Raw genomic sequence first — 22,535 nt, forward strand, 5'->3', positions numbered from 1 at the left:
AAGTCTTGCCTAATTAGATGTCAAGCACTACCTTCGCACATCGATTGCCCAATCACCCGCGTTCAACCGATGCGAAGAAGGGAAGGCCGGTGAAAAGCGTTCTCTCCGAACGTCTGACGATTCACCTGCACGACATCGAACATCGCGAGCTGCCGCCCGAGGCCGCCACGGCCGTCCGCGCGCTCGCCGCCGATATTCGTCACCACTTAGGTGATTCACCACACACAACCACACTGCACCTGCCCGCGCTACTCGAGCAGATCGAGCAACGCGCGGGCGAACTGCCCGAATCCGTGCGGATCGCCGTGCGACCGCCCGCCACCGCGGCGGGCGCGACCGTGGTCCACGGATTGCCGGTCGACGACGCGGAATTCGGCCCGACACCGCCACATTGGCAGGACGCCGCCGAATCGGCGGGCGACCCGGCGCATCACGGCTCGCTCGAACTCGACATCGCGATGCTGCTGCTGGCGCGCTGCGCCGGTGAGCCGTTCGGCTGGCAGGGTCAGCAGAACGGGCGGCTGGTGAACAACATCGTGCCCGCCGCCGGACACGAGGACGAGCAGTCCGGCGCGAGCAGTTCCACCCTGCTCAGCCCGCACACCGAGGACGCCTTCCACGCCCGGCGCGCGAATCTGCTGATGCTGGTGTGCCTGCGCAATCCCGACTCGGTCGCCACCACGGTGTCCTCGGTGCGTCAGGTGCGGTTGTCCGACGAGGACAAGCGGGCCCTGCGCACCCCCACGGTGCCGATCCTGCCCGACGTGTCCTACGGCACCGGTTTCGGCGCCGACGCCGCCCCGCTGCCCACCCTGTGGCTCGATGAAACAGGTTCCGACACACTGCGTTACGATCCCGCCTACACCCCGCTCGACGACGCCGGACCGGCGTACCGGGCGGCCTATACCCGGCTCACCGCCGAACTCGCCCGGGTCTGCCAGGCCCCCGCCCTGGCACCCGGCGAGATCCTGCTGGTGGACAACGATGTCGCCGTGCACGGCCGGGTGCCGTTCCGCGCCCGCTACGACGGCACCGATCGCTGGCTCAAGCGCGTCAACATCCGGCTGCCCGAACGCCGCCGCCGTCCGCAGGAATCGTCCGAGAATGGGTACGGGCAACACGTGGTCGCGCCGTTCCGGGCGAGCACGGATCGGACAGCAGAGCGGGGCAGCACAGATGAACGAGGATCCGTTGAACAACCGTGACCGGAGCGTCCCCCTGCGGGTGCTCTCGCGCAGCGATCTGGCCGAGGTGCCGATCACGCCCGCCGAAGTGGTCCGGGCCGTCGAGGACGCCTATCTCGCCTTCGCGGCGGGCGAATCCGACAATCCCCGCAAGCTGAGCGTGGCCGATCCGGGCGGCTCGTCGGTGTCCTACGCGATGCTCGGGCGCGACGGCAGGCGCCGGGTGGTGGCCATGAAGACCTCCTACAAGTTCGACCCGGGCCACGACCGCAGCACCAAGCGCTACTACACGACCATCACCCTCTACGACGACACCACCGGCGCACCGATCGCGATGATGGACTGTGCCAGGGTGGGCGCCTTACGCACGCCCGCGGTCTCGGCGCTGCTGGTGCGTGAGACGGTGCGGCGCGGCGCCGAGAGCGCGCTGCTCATCGGCACCGGCACCCAGGGCCGCAATGCCCTGCCGCATCTGCTGGCCGCGAATCCGCAGCTGCGCAAGCTGATGGTGTACGGCACCCATCCCGAGGGGCTGGCCGCGGTGCACACGCAGCTGGCCGAGGCGGTGCCGCACGCGCTGCTCGAGGTGGTCGACGACCCGTACGCGGCGGCCGGTGGCGCCGATGTGGTGCTGGCGACAGCCGGGCCCGGCACCGAGGTCGCGCTCGAATCCACCCATCTGGCACCGGGTTCGGTGGTGGTGCTGGTCGGCTACGGCCTGGCGCCCTCGACCCTGGTCGACGCCGACCGGGTGGTCGCCACCAGTGCCGCGCAGATGGCGCTGACCGGCACCGACATGGCCGGGCCGGACGGCACCCTGCGCGCGGTCGACGCCGAACTGCCGCAGGTGCTCACCCGCGCGGTCCCGGCCCGGCGCAGCGAGGACGAGAAGATCTTCGTCTACAACAGCGGACTCGTACTCACCGATATCGCCGTCGCGCACGCGCTCGCGGCCCGCGCCATCGCGGAGGGAAGAGGTACCGAGGTGCCGCTGTGGGACTGACGGCCGCGGACGGTCCACGCCCCGCCCACGAGTCCTCGTCCGGTCGGCAGGAGACCGGTCCGCGCGCCACCGTCGACAGCGACACCATCGAACACGGCGAGACGGCGGCGCCTCGATCCGGCAGCGACACGACCCCCGGCGGATCGGGACCGACGTCCGGACAGCACTGCGCGCCCCCGATGCCCGCGCTGCCCGATGCGATGCAGGCGCGACTGCTCGCCGATCCGGTGCTGCTCGATGACATCGCCGAGGCGGTGGGCGGGCCGTTCCACGTGCTGTTTCCCGAGCGGGTCGCGGTGAACGTCCGCGCGTTCCAGGACGCGTTCGCCGCGGCCCGGGTCGACGGGTTCGTGTACTTCGGGAAGAAGGCGAACAAGGCGGCGGCCGTGGCGCGGGCGTGCGCCGAGGCCGGGGCCGGGGTCGATGTGGCCAGTACCGGTGAGCTGGTGGCGGCGCTGGCGCAGGGGGTGCGCGGTGAGGAGCTGATGATCACCGGGCCCGCGAAATCCGATGAGCTGCTGTGGCTGGCCGCGCGGCACCGGGCCGTGATCGCCATCGACGCGCTCGACGAGCTGGAGCGGGTGCGGGCGCTGGGTGTCGCGGCGCGGATTCTGCTGCGGGTGCTTCCCGACGGGTCGTCGTCGCGGTTCGGGCTCGACCGTGCGGAGCTGGCGACGGCGATCGACCGTATCGACGCGCCGATCACGCTGTCGGGATTCAGTTTCCATCTCGGCGGATACGACGCGGTCGCCAGGGCCGAGCAGGCCGCGGCGCTGGTCGAGCACTGCCTGCACGCGCGCACATGTGGACATCCGGCCGAGATGATCTCGATCGGCGGCGGATTCGGTGTCGACTATGTGGACCCGGCCTCCTGGGAGCGATTCCAGAACACGCTGAGTGCCAACTGGTTCCACTCGCGTCCACCGGGTGAGTACTACCCGTACCACTTCCCCACTCCCGGTGCAGCCATGCTCACCGCGATCCTCGCCCACGACGAACTCTCGACCCGGCTGCGCCGCAACGGCATCCGGCTCGCCGTGGAACCCGGCCGGGCACTGCTCGACGGTGTCGGAAGTTCGGTGTTCCGGGTGCAGGGCGTGAAAACCCGCACGGCACAGGGCGAACCGTACGACATCCTCACCGTCGACGGCACCAGCCTGAGCATGTCCGAACAGTGGTTCGACAGCGAATACCTGCCCGACCCGGTGCTGTGGCCCGCGCGGCCCGGCACCCGCACCCCCACCTGCGTCGGGGCCGCCACCTGTCTGGAATCCGATCTGCTCAGCAGACGGAGAATCCCGCTGCCGCGGCGTGCCCGCGTCGGCGATCTGCTCGTCTACCCGAACACCGCCGGGTATCAGATGGACTCCAACGAGTCCCCGTTCCACGAACTCCGGCTACCACCCAAGGTGCTCCTACGCACCGACGGCGACCGGCTGCGCTGGAGCCTGGACGCCACCGCCCGCTGATCCCCGAGCTCCCAATCCGATGGAGGAATCCCCCATGGCTCTCGTCACGCGCGTGACGGACCTGATCGGCCGCACCCCCCTGTTCGAACTCGCCGTCACCGACACCGGCACCCGGCTGCTGCTCAAGCTCGAACAGTTCAACCCGACCGGCGCCGCCAAGATCCGGATGGCGCGCTCGATGGTGCTCGACGCGGAGCGGCGGGGTTTGCTGCGCGATGGCGGGCATATCATCGAGTCGACGTCCGGCAACACCGGACTGGGCCTGGCGGTGGTCGCGGCCGAACGTGGCTACCGGTTCACCGCCGTGGTCGACAACCACGCCTGTAAGGACAAACTGCGCGCGATGCGGGCCATGGGCACCGACCTGGTGTTCGTCGCCGACGACGGTGACGACGAGCTGGCCACCTCGGCACGGGAGGACCTCGCCGAGGCGATGGCGGCCGCCCGTGACGACGCCTACTTCACCGAACAGCACAACAACGACGCCAATGCCGTGGGCTACTACGCGGTGGCCGAGGAGTTGCTCGCCGACGTCGAACGGGTCGACATCCTGCTCTCGGCGGTCGGCACCGGCGGTTCGCTGTTCGGTACCGCCACCCGTCTGCGTGAGCTGGGCAAACCGGCCCGGGTGATCGGCGTGGAGCCGGTCGGTTCGATCGCCTTCGGCGGCGAGGGCGGCCCGTACTGGCAGTCGGGCACCGGCACCCCGCCCGGCGCCACCATCGGCACCGCCGTGGACTACGCGCTGCTCGACGAGGGCGTGAAGGTCAGCGATGTCGACGCCTTCGCCACCGCGCGCGCCGTCGCCAGGACACACGGGCTGCTGATCGGCGGCTCGGCGGGCGGGTCGGTGCACAATGCCTTGACGCGTCTGACGGAATTCCCGGCAGGCTCGACCGTGGTGACCATCGTGTGCGACGGGGGCGAGAAGTATCTCGACACCGTGTTCGACGACGAGTGGATGGGTATGCGGGACTTGCTCGACCCCACTGCCGAAGCCGAGGTCACCACCCTGCTGCGCCGCTACTCGCCGCTGCGGCGCCACGACGAATTGATGGAGGTCCGGTGAGCGCGAGCCCGCGCCGCACGACGAACCGCCCCGGAGAGACCGGGTGAACGGGGGCCGTACCGACAGCAACGCGCTGGCCAGACTGGCCACGCCGATCGCGCTCACCCAGCTGGCGCAGATCGCGGTCTCCACCACCAACCTCGCGTTGATGGGCACCCTGGGTGTGCGCGAGGTGGCCGCCGGTGGCCTCGCGCTGGTGCTGTTCAACCAGATCCGCACCATGTGCGTCGGGTTGATCACCGGCACCGGTAACCAGATCGCGGGCGCGCTCGGCGCGGCGGGCAAACGCGGCGATTCGGCCGACGACGAGGTGCGCGCCGTGGTGCGGGCCGCGTTCGTCATCTCGACCCTCGCCGGTCTGCTCGGCGGTGCGCTGCTGATCGGGCTCGGCTGGGTGCTGCCCTGGCTGGGCCAGGACGCGGCGGTGCTGGAACTGGCCCGGCCGATGATGATCGCGCTGGCCCCCGGTCTGCTGCCCTGCCTGTGGTTCCAGGTGCTGCGCCAGTACACCGTCGGAATGCAGCGACCGCAGGCGTTGCTGCTGGTCACGCTGGGTTCGGTGGTGCTGAACCTGGTGCTCGCGCTGGCCTTCATCCACGGCTGGGCGGGGCTGCCCGCCTTCGGCCTGACCGGCGTCGGCATCGCCACCTCGCTGGTCTTCCTGGTCACCTGCGGGGTGTTCTGGGCGATGATCCGCCGCGACGAGCGACTCGGGCCCACCCTGCCCGCGACCCCGTGGCCGGTGCGCTGGGCGACCGTGCGCGAGGAACTGCGCCTGGGCACCCCGATCGCGCTGACCTACGGGTCGGAGGCGGGCATGTTCTCGGTGCTGGCCCTGGTCATGGGCAGTTTCGGACCCGCCGCGCTGGCGGCGCACAATGTGGTCTACCAGATCATCTACATCGTGTTCCAGGTCGCGATCGGGCTCTCGCACGGGGCGTCGATCCTGGTCAGCCACAGTGTGGCGCGCGAGGAGTACGACCACGCGCGCACCGTGGCCTGGCTGGCGCTGCGGCACGCGGCGGTCCTGGCCGGGGTCACCGGACTGGTCTACGTGGTCGCCCCCGACCTCGTGCTGGCGCCGTTCCTCGAGCCCGGCGACACCGACACCATCGCCATCGCCCACACCCTGCTGCTGATCGGCATCGTGCTGCAGTTCTTCGACGCCGCCCAGAACATCGGCACCGGCCTGCTACGCGGCCTCAAGGAGACCTCCGCGGGCTTCCGCCTCTCCCTCATCGGCTACTGGGCCGTCGGCCTCCCCGCCGCCCTGCTCCTGGCCTTCCCCCTGCACCTGGGCGCGGCAGGCGTCTGGTGGGGCCTCACCGCCGGCCTGGCCACCACCGCCGTCCTGATGCTGCGCAAGTACTTCACCCTGCTCGACCATGCCGCCGCGGTGCCGTCGCGGCGGGTGCCCGTCACCCAGGCACGCTGAAGGCGGGCGGCCGTCGGGCCGCCCGCCTTCGCCGGGACAACTCAGATGTTCACGCCGTAGTCGCGGGCGATGCCCGCCAGGCCGGAGGCGTAGCCCTGGCCGATGGCGCGGAACTTCCACTCGTTGTTGTGGCGGTAGAGCTCGCCGAAGACCATGGCGGTCTCGGTGGAGGCATCCTCGGACAGGTCGTAGCGGGCCAGTTCGACGCCGGTGTTGGCGTCGGTGACGCGGATGTAGGCGTTGCGGATCTGCCCGAAGGACTGGCCGCGGGCCTGGGCGTCGTGGATCGAGACCGGGAAGAAGATGTTGGTGATCGTGGGCGGGGTGGCGGCCAGGTCGACATTGATGATCTCGTCGTCGCCGTCGCCCTCACCGGTGAGGTTGTCACCGGTGTGCTCGATCGTGCCCTCGGGCGAGCGCAGGTTGTTGTAGAAGACGAAGTGCTGGTCGGAGAGCACCTTCAGGTTCGTCCCCGTCGCCAGCGCGCTGGCGTCGAGATCGTGGTCGGCGCCGGTCGTGGTGCGCACGTCCCAGCCGAGTCCCACCGCCACCTTGGTGAGATTGTCGGTCTGCTTCGACAGCGAGACATTGCCGCCCTTGGCGAGTGTGACGCTCATGGAAACCCTTCTGTCCAGATGATGTGCTGTTTGACGAACTCAGTCTGCCCAGGACCGCAGTGTCTCGACCCGGCCTTCGAGCGCGTGCAGCTCGGAGTCGTCGAGCACGGTGCGCTGGATCCCGCGATCCACCGCGAACGCCGACTGGCGGTGATCGTCGATGACCTCGACATCGAGCTGCACCGCGGTGTAATCCTCGGCCGAGGGCATCGTCTCGGCGAGCACCGAGGCGCGCCCCCGCGCGCAGAGCGCGACATTGCCGCCACCGAGGATCAGCAACGCGACCTCCGGCCGTTCCCGCAGCCGCGCCAGCGACCCGCGATCGGACTTGAGACTGATCAGGATGCGGCGGTCACCGGCCCGCACCGGCCACGACACCGGAATGGCATGCGGGGCGGGATCGGTGGTGACCAGCACGGCGATGGTCTCCTGCGGCCAGACCGGCAGGACATCGAGTTCGGGATGATCTGCCGGATCCACTTCTTTGACGTCCTCCCGGTCCTGAAGAACCGGGATTCCTCCTGAACCTTGCGGTTCTACGGTGGGTTCCTGTTTCACTGGGACTTGCCTTCCGCTAGGCGGCAGGACTGACAGTCCCTCCGCAGGCGTTTAGTCTCTCGACCCGTCCGGCCGCGAGTATATTGATCGCCGCGTTCACGTCGCGGTCGTGGGTGACCCCGCACACGCAGGTCCACACCCGAACGTGTAGAGCCTTTCTCACTCCGGCATCCCCGCACGCGGAGCACTTCTGGGTCGAAGGAAACCAACGGTCCACCTTCGCGAAATGTCTCCCGTACCGTTTGGCTTTCTCTTCCAGAAGTCGGACGAACATCGCCCACCCGGCATCGTGAACCGCCTTCGCCACACGGGACCGAGCCAGACCGTTCACGCACAAGTCCTCCACATACACCGCTTGGTTCTCGCGGATGATCTGGGTGGTGTGCTTGTGTGCCCAATCCCGTCTCGAGTCCCTCACCTTGGCGTGAACCTTCGCCAAGCGCAGCCGAGCCTTCGCGCGGTTCGCCGAGCCCTTCTCTTTGCGTGACAGGGCTCGCTGCGCCTTCTTCACACGGCGTTCCGCCTGCCGCAGAAACCTCGCGGAGCCGACCACCCGTCCGTTCGACAACACCGCAAACGTCGTCAGCCCCAGGTCGATGCCCACCTCGGACGCGACCGGCGGCAACGGCTGGTCGTCTGCCATTACTACGAACGACGCGAAGTACCTGCCCGACGCGTCCTTGATGATCGACACAGACGACGGAGCCGATGGTAATTCCCGCGACCAACGGACCGCGACATCCCCGATCTTCGGCAGCCGCAACCTCGCGCCCGAGGTGACGGCGAACCGAGAACTCTTCGTGAACCGGATCGCCTGCCTGCTGTCGCGTCGAGACCGGAACCGGGGCAACCCCACCCGAGCACCCTTCCGCTTCCCGGTCGCCGACGACAGGAAGTTGCGGTAGGCCGAGTTCAGATCGGCCAGCGCCTGCTGCAACACCACCGACGACACTTCGCCCAGCCACGCCCGTTCCGGAGCCCTCTTGGCCTCGGTGAGCCGCTTCGACAGTTCCGCGTCGCTGATCCGGTTGCCCTGCTCGAACGCTTCCCGCCGCGCAACAAGCGCATCGTTGTACACCACCCGCGCGCAACCGAACGCACGCGCCAAGGCGATCTGCTGGCCGGGTGTCGGATAGACGCGGAAGTTGTACCGAAGATGCACACCCGCACTCTACCGTCGAGTTATAGCTAACAGCAATGCAATACGCGCTGGTAGCCATCTGCCTCACCTCGACGATCGACGAACTCGCGCCCACACACGGGAACTCACCCAAGTGTAGACGCGACGACCGGGTCTCCAGGGCCAACTGCGGCCGACCGACCTACTCGTGCGGGACGAACGCATCAAGCTGGCGGGCCAGAGCTGCGGCAACCTTCTCCGCTCCAGATATGCTGGTTCCTTCGTATCCACGGGGCACGCTCAGGGCATCGAACGGCATAGTCGCGACCTGGACTTGTGAGATCAGGTTACCCACGCGGAAGCTGAGCTTGACCATGCAGCTTCCTTCCTCCAACCGCGTCACGACGTAGCAGTCATCGCCGATCGAAGCGACACAATCGGTAGCGTTCGATGGCTTGTTGCGATCAAATACCCGCTCAGCGGCCGCCACGCGGCCGTCGGGAAGTTCGTAATTCCCGACATCAGCGGTGAAATAGACGTTCACCGTCCGTCGCTGAGGACGATTGAGATCTGCTTCCGGCACCTCCCAACTCCCCACGCTACTGGCATAGCTTCCAAAACATCTACGAGTGCTCGATGGCCCCTCAAGCTCCCCGGAGTCCTTGAAGGACAGGTCGTCCACGTAGAGTTCACCCGCGAATTCGGCAATCTCCTGGTGCGCCGCGGCAATAGCAGCCGTGCAAGAAGTAGGTGCCGCAGTGAATTCTCTTATGGGAACAGAATCGACGCCTTGACATCCCGTGAGCGCGACCGCCCCGGTCGTACCAACGACGAGGAAGTGCAGGTATCGCAAGATCATCCTCATACTCACCGCGCCCACGGAGGGCCAGTCGGGGTCCGAGGCTGCCAAAGGTCGAAATCCTTTACAGTTTCCTCGTTGATACCTCCAGGAATCTCCACCGCCGAGATCGCCCCGGCGATAGTATTCACCTCCCCTTCCAGATCATTGAGTTTGCTGCGCACATCCCTCTTTACTTCCTCAGTGATGTCGATAAAGTCTCCAAGAATCTTCTTTCCCAGCGCATACATCGATGTCGAACTCCAGGCAGAATACGGCGATCGCCGGCCACGACACCGGGATGGCGTGCGGGGCGGGATCGGTGGTGATCAACACCGCGATGGTCTCCTGCGGCCAGACCGGCAACACATCCAGTTCTGGGTGATCGATCGCGGTCTCCTGCTGTGCGGGTTCGATTCCAGTTGCCGTCTGCCTCACCTCAACGATCGTCGGACACGACGCGCCCACCGCGAACGGCGGGCGTTCCCCGAGTCCAATTGGCTGCGACCCTTGCTCGCTGGCACAGCGAGGATTGTCCACCACATCTCAGCAACGTCTCAGACCCCGTGGGAATCCGCGACGGGCGGCGTATCGTTAGCCCGACGGCCACCATCAGCGAAGGTCAGTGCGCGGTCCCGCTCACTGCTCCCAGCACTCCGGGCCGGGTCCACATCGATCTCGCCACCGACCATCCCAGCATCCCGCGGGATCAAAGAGGCATCGCGGCGAGCTTTCGGGTCAGCTCGACAATAAACTCCGCACACTTGTGCATGTTTTCATCGTCGATATCCAGGAGTCCATCAGCAGTTCGTATATCTACGGTATAAACAAACAGACGCGCGTTCCACTCACCAAACCGAGTAGCGAAACGTACGCCGAAACCGTCGTCGCGACGGTCGTAGAAGAAGACAGGATTCTCACCCCCGGCGATTTCCTTATATCCCGGAACACCTTCGGTCGGGTCGGGCCGGGTCATTGTATGCAGTGATTCCCACCGGCCAACCCTTTCCCCCCCCTGCGCAACATCGCATATTCCACCGGGTGAGATTACGGTATCTCGCGCACGCAGCGGCTGGGTCTGCAAATCTACAACACGCAACTCGTCTGCGAAGAATGCTGCCAGCGTGTCGCACAGTTGACCCTGGTTCATCGCCTGAGCCTTCATCGATGTCGGTGTCAATGAAGGCTCCGAGGGTGCAGAAGGGGTAGAACACCCGGCTGTTGCAAGCACCATCAGGCAAGCCGAGACGGCGGCGAAGAACGTTACTTTCATTGCGCAACCGTCACTGCCGGTCCAAGTTCCCAGTCAGATTTGTCGCCGTCCGCCGTCGTGCCATCACCCATTGAGTTCTTCAGCCCGTCGAGCCCATGCCCGTACGCCGCCGTCTCGCTGACAGCAGCTGGCCACTTATTGTTCGGAATACCTCTTTGATATCCACCATTCTGCTGAATCTTTTGACTTTCGATTATATTGGTAGCATCACTCTCCGCCATTGCCGTAATTGTATTGACGATAAACACCTTCGCAGCCTCCACCGTATTTGCTAGATTGGCCGCAGAAGCCGCTGGATCCAATAGGTCGGACATGTCACCCACGGCAGCAACGACACTCTGCTCAAGTTCCGCCACTTTCGTTGCCAGTTCTGAATACAGCGCGAGTTCCGCCTTTGCGACCGTCTCAAGACTCACCGCGATATCCTCGAAAACCAGCGGCAGCGTTTCAAGTGGAATGTTCTGCTCGTTTCGCATAACCCCATAGCGAGTGGCCGCATCGCCGTGCCATGTCCCACTCAGCTTTGTGAAGCCGACATCAGATTCAGCCAACTGCACTGCTGTCTTCAGATTTCGCCACTCGTTGGCAACGGTGATGAATTCGATCGGAGCTCCAAGGTCTGGGTCAATCTTGGAAAGTTCCGTCCAGGAATCCCCGAGCGCTGCGTTGATCTTGTCCCGCTCGTTCCATATAGCATCGACTACATTCTCAGTGCTGAATGCAGACCAGACATTTCCCAACGCCACCCCGCTGTATCCGTTTGTTCGGACCAGCTTGACGAGGTGCCCGCACCATGTTTGGACATCATCCGGCAGGTCCTTAATCTGATCCTTCTTTTCCCTGATCAGTACGATCTTCTCTCTCAACGATTTTTGATCCGGGGATTCTACCGGTTCAGGAGACATCGTTCATCTCACCTTCGAGCTGCCGCAATTTACCTTGACTGACCACTTGTTGATCTTCATATGCACGACGCGCATAATTCAATGTTGTTGCGATATCTTCGAACACCGCTGCGCCTTCATTGAAGCGGTCGCGAAAGTAACCCGGCACACTTTCATATCGTTCCAGCGCCTTCCTGAAGTTCCCGGCATTGACAACACTGATCTCCAGTTTGGCAGTTAATGCACTCGCATCGCGGAAATGACCAGCGGCAAGCTGCCAGTGGGTTGCAGCCGCATTCATCGCCGTCAGCGACGCTGTCAATTGTTCGGACATATCATGCCACCCTTTCTTCCAGAAGCCGCTCCCGATGGCGGTTCAGATGATATTCGAGATCGGCGTCCGAGTAGCGTGAGTAATCTCGGTGGACAACGAACTTCGGACGTAGCGAGCGGATCCGCTCGGCACATACAAGGATCTCGTCGCCGATGTCGTCAGGATGTGACCGAGCAGCCCAGTCGTGCCAAACCTTGATTGAACACACATAGCGTCGATCGGCAGTAACGGACACCGGGTGCTGTGCTCCGATTATCATCCTGCCGTGAACATCGTACCTACCGCCGCCGATCATGCTGCTCGATGTTTCGCAGTACTGATCCCAAGTCTCGGTCTCGAGTAAGATCATGAGTCTGGTTCTATGTAACGGAGTAGCGGTGTCTGATATATCTTGCGGAGTGGGCAGACGACCAGACGAGAGCGCAGTCGAGCGCACGCGGTCGCGGTTTTCAACCACGGCACCTCGATACCCGGCCATCAGTTCATCGCCGACCTCGTTCGGAGCCACGTAGCGGCTCCAACCGGTACCGAATTTTATGCGAACTGGAAGAAGTCCGCGATCAAGCTCCATCGATACGAACCGTGATCCGAGACGTGGAGGACGCTCCAGATCTGATGTCGTGCGGAAAGCGAAGGGCTGAGGTGACGCAGGTGGAGCGACGGGAGCTGTTCGCCGACCCGAGACGATCGGTTCGAGGGGTTCGTCGTCCCAGAATTCGTCGGGATCGTCGTAGTGGTTGAACCATCCGCCGGTCGTCACGCGCTCACCTCGCTCATCGCGGAGCTCGCCACATACGAACCTGCGGCGGTGTTATGCACGGAATCGACATCAAATCTCCGATCTTTGTTAATGAGCACTACCCTCCTCAGCTAGCTTTATCCACTGCGCCAGAACAACCGATAGGTCGGCTCTCCCTCCAGGCCGTATATCAATTCTCTCGGCATTCTTACGAAGGATATATCGGCCATCGTCCGCAAAGTCGAGCCACTCGATCAATATGGCTGAATCGGTACGATCGTGGACACTTCCGGTCCGGAGTAGAGCCGATCCCAACCCGGTCATCGGACGATCGACAAAGCGTTGATAGCGCTCGCGTGGAGTATTACGCGCGACATTCACGAAATAGGTATCCGGAGTCGATATGAGATCTCGTATATAGAATTGTTCGGCCCTGTGTCGTCCGGCACCGCAAGAGGGTATCCGCCCGACGATCCTCTTGCCGAGATTCTCTGGGTGCCCGCTCCGTACCGAAATCGAGCCATCGGTGCCATCGACTACTACCTGAGATGCAATCACAGCGTGTCGATAGTTGCGAACACCGACTATTCGATGATGGGTGTGTTTTCCGGATCGGGAACTTCTCGTCTCTGCTGAGACTTCGACACGCAACTCCGCTGTCTCCAACGTGTTCAACGCCAAGTCTATGGCTTCCATCTCACACACATATCGCGAACGGACTGACCTGCAGTGGGTTTCGAATTCTTCGCGGTAGCGGAATCGGCTGGTGTAATGCAGCGGGCGTGGAAAGCGGTCGCGTGCGTCGCTGAGCCAGAGGGCTGCGAAATCGTCGGGTTCCCAATGCCATTCATGCATCGGATGACCGTTCACGAGGTGGATTGGCTGACAGGTAGCGACTGCCGAGCACTCCGCCTTCAACGACGAAGCCTTGATCACCGACAAGTTCCTCGCCGTGGGTCTCGGTGATCAAGTAGTCGGGGATCGAACGCTCCGACCGGTCGTCTTTTCCGCGACCCGCGCCGCTGCCCATCATGCCTGGCAAGCCCGACATCCCGCGTGTTCCGGCTGTCGAACCCCCGGCCGAACTACCCGCAGAGGCCGCAGCTGCCGATGCCCCCGCCTGCGGGGATCCCGGAATCGCGGGACCGGGGATGCCGCTACCCAGTGCACCACCACCAGCCGGATTGCCGCTGGCTCCCGAACCGACTGCCCCGGGGCCTACTCCACCACCCGGGGAGGTCGGGGTTGCTGCTGCCGGGGTGATAGATGGTGAGTCGCTCGTCAGGCCGGATCCAGCTGGTGACGTCGAGTCGTCATCGGTAGAGCCAGGATCTGTCGAGGAGGAATCGCCGGAGACAGTGTCCTCGGCTGGGGCTTCGGTCGCTTCATCGGATGTATCGACCGACTTGTCAGAGTCGTCGGTCGCTGGCTTCGTCGACGTTGGATTCGTGTCCGATCTGGTTCCACCGGCGTTGTCGGCAGTCACGCCGACTAACTCGACGGCAGTGTCACCCTGGTTTTCGAGTGGGTGGATCGGTCGCGGCAGAACCGGGATCGATCCGTCAGTACCAGCGAACGGCGTCACATAACTGTTGCCCATCACATCCCGCGCCTGATTCTCGGCGTCCTCTCGCTCGCCACGTACGACTGCTTTGTTCCAGGGCATCCGGTCGAGGAAGCCCGGCTCGAACTCACCGGGGAGCGCGACCTTGGTTGCCACCGAAGCGGCTGCGGCCGCGGTGACCTGCGTACCCATCGCGCTGAATGCTGGCGTGAGCTCGTCCGCGTCGGTGGTGTATCGGCGAATCGCAGCGGTCGACGCCTCGGCTGAATCGCCTTCCCAGGCGGAGGCGATCGAGACCTCCATACGCCGACGAAACTGCTCGAGCGCCTGTGACCACTTCGCCCCAGCCTCACGATATTTCGTCGCCGCGCCATTGGCGGGCTCGGTCGCGATCTGTTCGAAGGCCGTCAGGATGTCTCGATGCTTCCAGTTCGGTGGCCACTCCGTCGTGGGCGGGATCTTCGTTCCCTCGGTTCCGCTCACTGTGCTGGTGCCTGCGCGAGCGCGGATGCCTCGGCGTTGAAGCGGGCGGCCCACTCCTCGTCCGCCGCCATGAAGCGGTCACGAATCAGTTGGTGCAGCGTACGGATGTCCTCCACAATGACGTAGTGCTCCTCGAGAACGTCGTAGAAGGAGTCGTCTCCGCCGCGAGCCTTCTTGCGGAACCGATCCGCCATCACCCGGGCAGATGTCAGACCGGATTCGGCGTTGTCACCGAAACCCCACGTATTGATGTTGGAGATGTCGGTCATCGTCTGCTGGATCTCGCGAATGACCGTCTCGAACTCGGTGCACTCATGATCGAGCCGAGCGAATTCCTCCGGCTCCATCCGCAGCGTGAGGCCGCCGCTGCGCGCCTGCTCGATCAGAGTCGCGAACGGACTCCCACCCGATGTTTCCCCTGCCACTGATGCCCCTTCTACCCTCGTGTAATGCGCCGCTGTTCAGAGACTGGCCGGGATCGACGGGGCGATCTTCTCGGTGAGCGAACGCGCGATCTCGCACGAATCGAGATGCCCGGTGTCCCGACCCGAGGGCGGATTGACCACGTTGACTTCCATGCTGCCGCCGCGCACCGCCACATTGACGTCACAGACGTCCTTGGTGCTCCGACCGGCCTCCTGCCGCCACGCAATCGCCGTACGGCCGGCGACGGTGTACTCGGTGGTCTCGGGAAAGTTTTTGTCGCGGACCATATCCAGCGTGAGGTTCGTCATGCGCACGCTCATCGCGTAGCCACCACCGCCCAGATACGCCCAGTCGCAGCCCCGCCAGACAACACCTCCGGGCGCCTCCGTCAGGTCGCGTGTTTCCCGGCCCACTTTCGCTTCGGTGAGTACCTGCTCGGGGATGTCGGTGCACGGGTCGAACCCGGAAGGCGCATCTTTGGCGAGCTCACGCCCGTTGATCGTCTGAGTCGGAGTCGGAGTCGAGTGCCTGGGAGTCGCTGAGTCACATCCGAGAAGGGCTGAGCTGATCCCTACTACGCCGATGCCGGCACATAAGAATCTCGCCAGGTGAACCACGCCATCCCCTCCGTAGACGTCGGTTCGGATCGTAATTTTCGGGGGGGGTGAAGTCAACTGACGTTGCGGTCTCGCGGTTGACTGCAGTTCAGTTGCCGGACACCGCGACAAAAGATCAATCAGACGCAACTTCAGAGCGCCTTGGCCAGTGGGCCCGCCAATCGTCGGCCGACAGCGCGACGCGGGTGCCGCCGGTGGCCTCGGCGGCGTCCTCGGCCGCGCGGATGGTGTCGGCGAAGTCGAGGGTGGCCTTGCGCAGGCGCTCCTCGGCGGAATCGGGGCCGCCGAGTTCGACCACGCGCAGGGCCGCCGGGACGAGGTCCTCGGGCAGACCGGCCCGCGCGCTGCGGGAGCGGACCTTCTCGGCCAGGGCCAGCGCGGGCTGGGCCATGGCGATCCCGTCGAGGCAGGAGCGGCGGGCCTTCTCCGCGGATTTGCGCTCCTCCCAGGCCTTTTCCTGCGCGGCGATCTTCTCGGCGACCGAGGTCCCCGCGGGCAGGTCGTCGGCGGCGAGGTGGGGACTGCGGTGCACGAGCTTGCCGACCAGGGCGGCGGCGACATCGTCGACGGTGAACTCGCCCGCGTGCTCGGCGATGCGGGAGTGGAACAGCACCTGCAGCAGCAGGTCGCCCAGTTCCTCCTTGATGGTCTCGGCGTCGCCGGCCTGGATGGCGTCGAGCAGTTCGTAGGTCTCCTCGAGCAGGTAGGGCCGCAGCGAGTCGTGGGTCTGGGTGCGTTCCCAGCCGCCGAAGTGCCACAGCCGGTCCATCACCTCCACGGCACCGGCCAGTCCCGCGGCCACCACGGCGGTGTCGGCCGCCTCCTCGTTCATCGCGCCGACGCCTCGGTCGGCACCGAGAGATCCACCGCGCCTTGGGCTTTGCCGTCGAGCGCGAGCAGCAGATCGGCGACGAACTGCAGCACCGCGACATCGCGGACCCGGTCGGCGCCCACGCTGTCGGTGACCCGCGGCAGCGGCACCTGCACCAGGCCGCTGGCCGCGCGGTAGGTGGCGCTGGGGTAGATCCGCTTGAGCCGCAGCTGTTTGGAATCGGGCAGATTCAGCGGCGCGAGCTTGAGCGTGGTTCCGGTGACGACGATCTCGGCCACGTCGTAGGAGCGGGCCAGCAAGCGCAGCTTGGCCACCGACACCAGCCTGCCGACCTCCACCGGCAGCGGGCCGTACCGGTCGACGAGTTCCTCGATGACCGCGGCCAGGGCCGTATCGTCCTGCGCCGAGGCGAGTTTGCGGTAGGCCTCGAGCCGCAGCCGGTCGCTGGCGATGTAGTCGGGCGGGATGTGCGCGTCCACCGGCAGGTCGATGCGCACCTCCTTGGTCTCCTCGGTGACGATCGGCTTGCCGTCGGCGGCCGCGCGATAGGCCTCCACCGCCTCACCGACCAGCCGCACGTACAGGTCGAAGCCGACGCCGGCGACGTGGCCGGACTGCTCGGCGCCGAGCACATTGCCCGCGCCGCGGATCTCGAGGTCCTTCATGGCCACGGCCATACCGGCGCCGAGATCGGAGTTCTGGGCGATGGTGGCCAGCCGGTCGTAGGCGGTCTCGGTGAGCGGCTTCTCCGGCGGGTACAGGAAGTAGGCGTAGCCGCGTTCGCGCGAACGGCCGACACGTCCGCGCAGCTGGTGCAGCTGCGACAGGCCCAGCGAGTCGGCGCGTTCCACGATCAGGGTGTTGGCGTTGGAGATGTCGAGGCCGGTCTCGATGATGGTGGTACACACCAGCACGTCGAACTCGCGCTGCCAGAAGCCCTGCACGGTGCGCTCGAGCTGGTCCTCGTTCATCTGACCGTGCGCCACCACCACCCGCGCCTCGGGCACCAGATCGCGAATCCGCTTGGCGGCCTTGTCGATCGAGGACACCCGGTTGTGCACGTAGAACACCTGACCGTCGCGCATGAGCTCGCGGCGGATGGCGGCGGTGACCTGCTTGTCGTTGTAGGCGCCCACATAGGTGAGCACGGGGTGGCGCTCCTCGGGCGGGGTGAGGATGGTCGACATCTCGCGGATGCCCGCCAGGCTCATCTCCAGGGTGCGCGGGATCGGGGTGGCCGACATGGTGAGCACGTCGACGTGCGTGCGCAGCGCCTTGATGTGCTCCTTGTGCTCGACACCGAAGCGCTGCTCCTCGTCGACGACGACCAGGCCGAGGTCCTTCCAGCGCACCCCGGTCTGCAGCAGCCGGTGCGTGCCGACCACGATGTCTACCTCGCCCGCGGCCATCCCGGCCATGATCTCCTTGGACTCCGCGGCGTCGGTGAAGCGCGACAGGCCCTTCACCGTCACCGGGAAACCCGCGACCCGCTCGGTGAAGGTCTGCAGGTGCTGTTGGGCCAGCAGCGTGGTGGGCACCAGCACCACCACCTGCTTGCCGTCCTGCACCGCCTTGAACGCCGCGCGCACGGCGATCTCGGTCTTGCCGTAGCCGACGTCACCGCAGACCACGCGGTCCATCGGGACGGCCTTCTCCATGTCGGCCTTGACGTCGGTGATGGCGGTCATCTGGTCGACGGTCTCGGTGAACGCGAAGGCGTCCTCCATCTCCTGCTGCCACGGGGTGTCCGGGCCGAAGGCGTGGCCGGGGGCGGCCTGGCGGGCGGCGTAGAGCTGCACCAGCTCGCCCGCGATCTCGCGAACGGCCTTGCGCGCCTTGCGTTTCGTGTTCGCCCAGTCGGAACCGCCGAGCTTGGACAGACTGGGCAGTTCACCACCGACGTAGCGGGAGAGCTGGTCCAGCGACTCCATCGGGACGAACAGCCTGTCGCCCGGCTGGCCGCGCTTGCTCGGCGCGTACTCGATGACCAGGTACTCGCGGCGCGCGCCGCCGATGGTGCGCTCGATCATCTCGACGAAGCGGCCGATGCCGTGCTGGTCGTGCACCACCATGTCGCCCGCGGACAGGGCCAGCGGATCGACCTGGTTGCGCCGCTTGGCGGGCAGCCGCTTGCCCTCGGTGGGCGCGGTGACCCGGTTGCCGGTGAGATCGGATTCGGCGACCACGACCAGGCCCGCGTCGTCGAAGATCAGGCCGTCGTGCAGCGAGCCGCACAGCACACCGACCACACCCGATTCGGGCGCGGCACCGGCCGCCAGCAGGCCCGCGGGCACCTCGGCCTCGCCCAGGCGTTCCAGCACGCGCTGGGCGGTGCCGTGCCCGGTGACCACCACGACCGCGCGGCCGCCGGTGGCGACGTGCGCGCGCAGCGAGGCGAAGATGGTGGCGACCAGTTCCTCGGAACCGCGCGCGGTGGGACCGGCCAGCACCGGAAGGACGACCTCGGCCGGGTCGCCGGAGCTGAGCGGACTCAGCGTCCACCACGGCAGGCCGAGTTCGTCTGCGCTGGTGTGCAATTCGGGCAGGCTGCGGTATCCGGAGGCCGCCAGGTCCAGGCCGTGCGCGCCCAGCGGGGCGTCACCGCCGAAGGAGGCCGCCGTCCAGGACGCCTCCAGGAATTCCGCGCCGGTGCGCACCAGGTCGGCGGCGCGGGTGCGGATCTTCTCCGGATCACACAGCAGCAGGTGGGTGCCCGCGGGCAGGGCCTCGGTGAGCAGGCTCAACCGGCCCGGCGCGAGCACGGGCAGCAGGGCTTCCATGCCGTCGACCGGGATGCCCTCGGCGATCTTGTCCAGCATCTCCACCAGGGCGGCGTCGGCCGGGTTCTCGGCGGCCACCGCGGCGGCGCGTTCGCGGACCGGCTCGGTGAGCAGCAGTTCGCGACACGGCGGCGCGACCACGGACTCGACGGTCTGCTCGCCGAGCGAACGCTGATCGGCCACCGAGAACGGGCGGATCTCGCTGACCTCGTCGCCCCAGAACTCCACGCGCACCGGATGATCCGCGGTCGGCGGGAACAGGTCGAGGATGCCGCCGCGCACCGCGAACTCGCCGCGCTTGCCGACCATGTCGACGCGCGTGTACGCGAATTCCACCAGGCGAGCGAGCAATTCGTCGAAATCGGACTCACCGCCCGCGCGCAGCACGATGGGCGCGATATCGCCGAGCCCGGCGGTCATCGGCTGCATGAGCGAGCGCACGGTGGTGACCACCACCCGCAGGGGCGCCGGGTAGACCGGGTCCTCGGGGTGGGCCAGGCGGCGCAGCACCTCGAGCCTGCGGCCCACGGTGTCGGCGCCGGGCGAGAGGCGCTCGTGCGGCAGCGTCTCCCAGGACGGGAACTGGGCGACGGTCGGGCCGAGGATCTCGGCGAGCTCGAGGGTGAGGTCGTCGGCCTCGCGCCCGGTCGCGGTGACCACGACCAGCGGCTGCCGGTCGGCGACGGTCGAGGCGACGAACGGGCGCACCGCCGAGGGAGCCACCAGTTCGACCCCGGATTTGCCGATCAGGTCGGCGACCGTACGCAGCGCGACATCACCCCCAGCCGCCTCGACCAGACCGGCGAGCGGAGGACGAAGGGAGGACATGAACGCTCCTGTAGTGCGCAGACGGGATGGTCGACGAGTCGTGAGGAAGTCTAGTCACCGGGTCCGACACGGTTCCGGACCGCCCGCCGGACCAGGCGATCGAGCCCGCGCGCGTAGGGTCGACAGGGTGAGTCTGGCTCAACGCGAACGCCGCGCCCTGGTGGAAACGATGCTCGAGGTGGGTCCCGGCGCGCCGACCCTGTGCGGGACCTGGACCGCGCACGATCTGGCCGCGCACCTGGTGGTGAGGGAACGCAGGCCCGACGCCTCGCTGGGCATCCTGGTCAAGCCGCTGGCCGGTTATCTCGACTCGGTCCAGGCCGGGATCGCGCAGCGGCCGTTCGCCGAGCTCGCCGAGCTGGTACGCACCGGTCCGCCGTGGTGGTCACCGCTCAAGCCGGTCGACGCGGTCGCCAACCTCACCGAGATGTTCGTCCATCACGAGGACCTGCGCCGGGCCCGAACCGATTGGGAGCCACGGGAATTGGCGGCGGCCGACGAGGCCCGCCTGTGGAAGGCGCTGCGCACGATCGCGCGCGCGGCCTACCGCAAGGCGCCGGTCGCGGTGGTGCTCGCGACGCCGCAGGGCGAGCGGATCACCGCGCACAAAGCCGACGGCCCGGAGGTGGTGCTCACCGCGGCGCCGTCGGAGCTGCTGCTGCACGCGTTCGGGCGCGACGAGGTGCGGATCGAGACCTCCGGCGCCGAGGCCGATGTGCGCGCGGTGCTCGCCACCGACCGCAGCGTCTGATCAGCCGATATAGCGGCGCAGCCGGCGCGCGGCGAACTCGCGGAAGTACGACAGTTTCTCGTGCGGCACCAGCGAGGGCAGCAGGAAGAACCAGGCGCGTTCCATCCGGGCCGCCATCTGGTCCATCGACTCGGTGCCGACGGCGACGATGTGCACGCCCGCGGTGAGCTCCTGCAACAGCAGACCGACCACGTCGGCGTCCAGATCGGCCACCAGGTCGCCCTGGGCGATGGCCCGCTCGGCCAGCACCCGGTAGGTCTCGCCCCAGGTTTTGGCGATGTTGTCGCCCTGCGCGCCGCGGTAGTCACCGATCTGGTGGGTGAGCTTGAGCATCGCCCCGACCATCGGATCGTTCATCGACAGGTCGGCCACCACGTAAGTGATGCCGATGCACGCCTCCAGCGCGGGCACCCGGGAATCGAAGAATCCCTGACACGACCCGACGAGCCGGTCGTTGCCCTGATCGACCACCGCCCGCGCCAGCTCCTCCTTGGAGCCGAAGTGAAAGTACAAGGCGCCCTTGGTCACATTGGACTGCGCGATGATTTCGCTGAGACTCGCGTTGGCGTAGCCCAAACGGAGAAAGACATCGGCAGCGCCAGCAAGGACGGAGTCGCGGGTGATCTCCGCGCGCGCTTGCCTAGCCATCAGATCCGCCTGTCATCCAATTATTCCAGCCATCCTGAAGTAGACCGACATCGAAGAAGTTTGATCGACATACCGCCCGGCAGCACCCAAAAGGATGGGTGAACCGTACCACCAGGCCGCCGCGCGGCAGCCGAATCCTCGATTCACCCAGCGGGGGCGCTATCGCCCGGTTACCCCGCCACTCGCCGGGGTCCCGGTATTCCATTCGGAGCTGAGACCCGGTTCGGCTTCCAAGTGGCTCAATCCGTTCCAGCACAGATTCACCAGATGCGCCGCGACCACTTCCTTCGGCGGAGTGCGCTCGTCGAGCCACCAGGTCGCCGCGGTCGAGACCATGCCGACCAGTGCCTGCGCGTAGAGCGGGGCCAGGCTCGGGTCCAGATCGCGCCTGCCGAAATCACCGGCCAGGATGTGGGCGACCTGGTTGACCGCCTCGTTGAGCAGACTCGAATAGCGACCGTCGGCATTGGGGGCGGGCTGGTCGCGGACCAGGATGCGGAAGCCGTCGGTGCGTTCCTCGATGTAGGTGAGCAGGGCCAGGGCCACCTGTTCGAGCCGGACCCGCGAGCGGTTCTGGGTCAGCGAGGAGGTGACCATGTCCAGCAGCATCGACATCTCGCGGTCCACGACCACCGCGTAGAGGCCCTCCTTGCCGCCGAAATGCTCGTAGACCACCGGCTTGGAGACCTGCGCGCGCTGGGCGATCTCCTCGATCGAGGTCGCGTCGTACCCACGCTCGGCGAACAACGCGCGACCGATCTCGATCAGCTGCTGTCGCCGCTGCGTGCCGGTCATCCGCGGCCGCGGCGTCCGGCCCGGCTCACTAGCAGACATCTGCCCCCGCCTCTCCGTGTCCCGTCCGATCTGTCCCAGAAGGCTAACAACGCGGCGAGACGCCGGGTGCGACAGGCGTACACAAGATTCGCCGGAGAACGGTGACGTGTGCGAGGATCACTGCGTGCCGTAGCACAGTGGTGGGCCCGGGCGGTCCACTGGTGTGGCGATCCGCCGTAGTGTAATGGCAGCACCTCTGATTTTGGTTCAGATAGTTCAGGTTCGAGTCCTGGCGGCGGAGCACACACG

At 66.2% G+C, this 22,535-nt stretch carries 23 protein-coding genes and 1 tRNA gene; 7 read left to right on the plus strand and 17 right to left on the minus strand.

Going from position 1 to position 22,535, the window contains the following annotated elements:
• Window positions 1–89 precede the first annotated feature (89 nt).
• From ACFC06_RS13170 to ACFC06_RS13190, 5 genes are all read left to right on the plus strand, one after another.
• Window positions 90–1,205: a TauD/TfdA family dioxygenase gene (locus tag ACFC06_RS13170; RefSeq protein WP_375929972.1), complete on the plus strand. Its 1,116-nt coding sequence runs from the start codon at window positions 90–92 to the stop codon at window positions 1,203–1,205.
• Complete coding sequence (locus ACFC06_RS13175) at window positions 1,177–2,187, plus strand: ornithine cyclodeaminase family protein (protein WP_375929973.1); 1,011 nt, start codon at window positions 1,177–1,179, stop codon at window positions 2,185–2,187. The genes ACFC06_RS13170 and ACFC06_RS13175 overlap by 29 nt, the downstream gene beginning before the upstream one ends.
• Before the next feature lie 179 nt (window positions 2,188–2,366).
• Window positions 2,367–3,656 (plus strand): alanine racemase, encoded by a 1,290-nt coding sequence (locus tag ACFC06_RS13180; protein WP_375935454.1) that lies wholly within the window; start codon window positions 2,367–2,369, stop codon window positions 3,654–3,656.
• Between the two features lie 34 nt (window positions 3,657–3,690).
• On the plus strand, window positions 3,691–4,725 hold the full coding sequence (locus tag ACFC06_RS13185) for a PLP-dependent cysteine synthase family protein (RefSeq protein WP_375929974.1): 1,035 nt from the start codon (window positions 3,691–3,693) through the stop codon (window positions 4,723–4,725).
• A gap of 43 nt (window positions 4,726–4,768) precedes the next feature.
• A complete protein-coding gene (locus ACFC06_RS13190; RefSeq protein WP_375929975.1) occupies window positions 4,769–6,160 on the plus strand; it encodes an MATE family efflux transporter in 1,392 nt (463 codons plus the stop codon).
• Window positions 6,161–6,201: 41 nt separating this feature from the next.
• On the opposite strand, the gene ACFC06_RS13195 is transcribed toward ACFC06_RS13190, so the two are convergent.
• The 15 genes from ACFC06_RS13195 to mfd form a co-directional block, all read right to left on the minus strand.
• Window positions 6,202–6,777, minus strand: a complete 576-nt coding sequence (locus ACFC06_RS13195; RefSeq protein WP_336084453.1) for a TerD family protein — start codon at window positions 6,775–6,777, stop codon at window positions 6,202–6,204.
• Between the two features lie 39 nt (window positions 6,778–6,816).
• Complete coding sequence (locus ACFC06_RS13200) at window positions 6,817–7,257, minus strand: hypothetical protein (RefSeq protein WP_375929976.1); 441 nt, start codon at window positions 7,255–7,257, stop codon at window positions 6,817–6,819.
• Between the two features lie 94 nt (window positions 7,258–7,351).
• The gene (locus tag ACFC06_RS13205) at window positions 7,352–8,497 is read right to left on the minus strand and encodes an RNA-guided endonuclease InsQ/TnpB family protein (protein WP_375929977.1); all 1,146 of its coding nucleotides are present in this window, start codon (window positions 8,495–8,497) and stop codon (window positions 7,352–7,354) included.
• 160 nt (window positions 8,498–8,657) lie between these two features.
• Entirely contained in the window at window positions 8,658–9,314 is a 657-nt protein-coding gene (locus ACFC06_RS13210) for a hypothetical protein (protein WP_375929978.1), read from the minus strand.
• 180 nt (window positions 9,315–9,494) lie between these two features.
• Window positions 9,495–9,731 carry a hypothetical protein gene (locus tag ACFC06_RS13215; RefSeq protein ID WP_375929979.1) on the minus strand — a complete coding sequence of 79 codons (237 nt, stop codon included), beginning with the start codon at window positions 9,729–9,731 and terminating at the stop codon, window positions 9,495–9,497.
• Window positions 9,732–10,002: 271 nt separating this feature from the next.
• Window positions 10,003–10,566: a hypothetical protein gene (locus ACFC06_RS13220; RefSeq protein ID WP_375929980.1), complete on the minus strand. Its 564-nt coding sequence runs from the start codon at window positions 10,564–10,566 to the stop codon at window positions 10,003–10,005.
• Window positions 10,563–11,471 carry a hypothetical protein gene (locus tag ACFC06_RS13225; RefSeq protein ID WP_375929981.1) on the minus strand — a complete coding sequence of 303 codons (909 nt, stop codon included), beginning with the start codon at window positions 11,469–11,471 and terminating at the stop codon, window positions 10,563–10,565. The genes ACFC06_RS13220 and ACFC06_RS13225 overlap by 4 nt, the downstream gene beginning before the upstream one ends.
• Window positions 11,461–11,784, minus strand: a complete 324-nt coding sequence (locus tag ACFC06_RS13230) for a hypothetical protein (RefSeq protein ID WP_375929982.1) — start codon at window positions 11,782–11,784, stop codon at window positions 11,461–11,463. Before ACFC06_RS13230 ends, ACFC06_RS13225 begins: the two co-directional genes overlap by 11 nt.
• A gap of 1 nt (window position 11,785) precedes the next feature.
• Complete coding sequence (locus ACFC06_RS13235) at window positions 11,786–12,544, minus strand: hypothetical protein (RefSeq protein WP_375929983.1); 759 nt, start codon at window positions 12,542–12,544, stop codon at window positions 11,786–11,788.
• 87 nt (window positions 12,545–12,631) lie between these two features.
• A complete protein-coding gene (locus tag ACFC06_RS13240; protein ID WP_375929984.1) occupies window positions 12,632–13,378 on the minus strand; it encodes an ESX secretion-associated protein EspG in 747 nt (248 codons plus the stop codon).
• The gene (locus ACFC06_RS13245; protein ID WP_375929985.1) at window positions 13,371–14,570 is read right to left on the minus strand and encodes a hypothetical protein; all 1,200 of its coding nucleotides are present in this window, start codon (window positions 14,568–14,570) and stop codon (window positions 13,371–13,373) included. Before ACFC06_RS13245 ends, ACFC06_RS13240 begins: the two co-directional genes overlap by 8 nt.
• A complete protein-coding gene (locus ACFC06_RS13250) occupies window positions 14,567–14,995 on the minus strand; it encodes a hypothetical protein (protein ID WP_375929986.1) in 429 nt (142 codons plus the stop codon). Before ACFC06_RS13250 ends, ACFC06_RS13245 begins: the two co-directional genes overlap by 4 nt.
• 36 nt (window positions 14,996–15,031) lie before the next feature.
• Window positions 15,032–15,613, minus strand: a complete 582-nt coding sequence (locus tag ACFC06_RS13255; RefSeq protein ID WP_375929987.1) for a DUF3558 domain-containing protein — start codon at window positions 15,611–15,613, stop codon at window positions 15,032–15,034.
• A 115-nt stretch (window positions 15,614–15,728) separates the two neighbouring features.
• Window positions 15,729–16,445 carry a MazG family protein gene (locus ACFC06_RS13260; protein ID WP_375929988.1) on the minus strand — a complete coding sequence of 239 codons (717 nt, stop codon included), beginning with the start codon at window positions 16,443–16,445 and terminating at the stop codon, window positions 15,729–15,731.
• The gene (gene mfd, locus ACFC06_RS13265) at window positions 16,442–20,053 is read right to left on the minus strand and encodes a transcription-repair coupling factor (RefSeq protein WP_375929989.1); all 3,612 of its coding nucleotides are present in this window, start codon (window positions 20,051–20,053) and stop codon (window positions 16,442–16,444) included. Before mfd ends, ACFC06_RS13260 begins: the two co-directional genes overlap by 4 nt.
• A gap of 127 nt (window positions 20,054–20,180) precedes the next feature.
• Here mfd and ACFC06_RS13270 point away from each other — a divergent pair, with 127 nt between their 5' ends.
• Window positions 20,181–20,804, plus strand: coding sequence for a TIGR03085 family metal-binding protein (locus tag ACFC06_RS13270; protein ID WP_375929990.1), 624 nt, complete (start codon window positions 20,181–20,183; stop codon window positions 20,802–20,804).
• Here ACFC06_RS13270 and ACFC06_RS13275 read toward each other — a convergent pair whose 3' ends face one another.
• Window positions 20,805–21,452 carry a TetR family transcriptional regulator gene (locus tag ACFC06_RS13275; protein ID WP_375929991.1) on the minus strand — a complete coding sequence of 216 codons (648 nt, stop codon included), beginning with the start codon at window positions 21,450–21,452 and terminating at the stop codon, window positions 20,805–20,807.
• Between the two features lie 159 nt (window positions 21,453–21,611).
• A complete protein-coding gene (locus ACFC06_RS13280; RefSeq protein ID WP_375929992.1) occupies window positions 21,612–22,286 on the minus strand; it encodes a TetR/AcrR family transcriptional regulator in 675 nt (224 codons plus the stop codon).
• Between the two features lie 170 nt (window positions 22,287–22,456).
• Here ACFC06_RS13280 and ACFC06_RS13285 point away from each other — a divergent pair.
• Window positions 22,457–22,527, plus strand: a tRNA-Gln gene (locus ACFC06_RS13285).
• The last annotated feature ends 8 nt before the right edge of the window (window positions 22,528–22,535 follow it).

Source organism: Nocardia sp. NPDC056064 (assembly GCF_042266925.1).
Taxonomy (GTDB): domain Bacteria; phylum Actinomycetota; class Actinomycetes; order Mycobacteriales; family Mycobacteriaceae; genus Nocardia.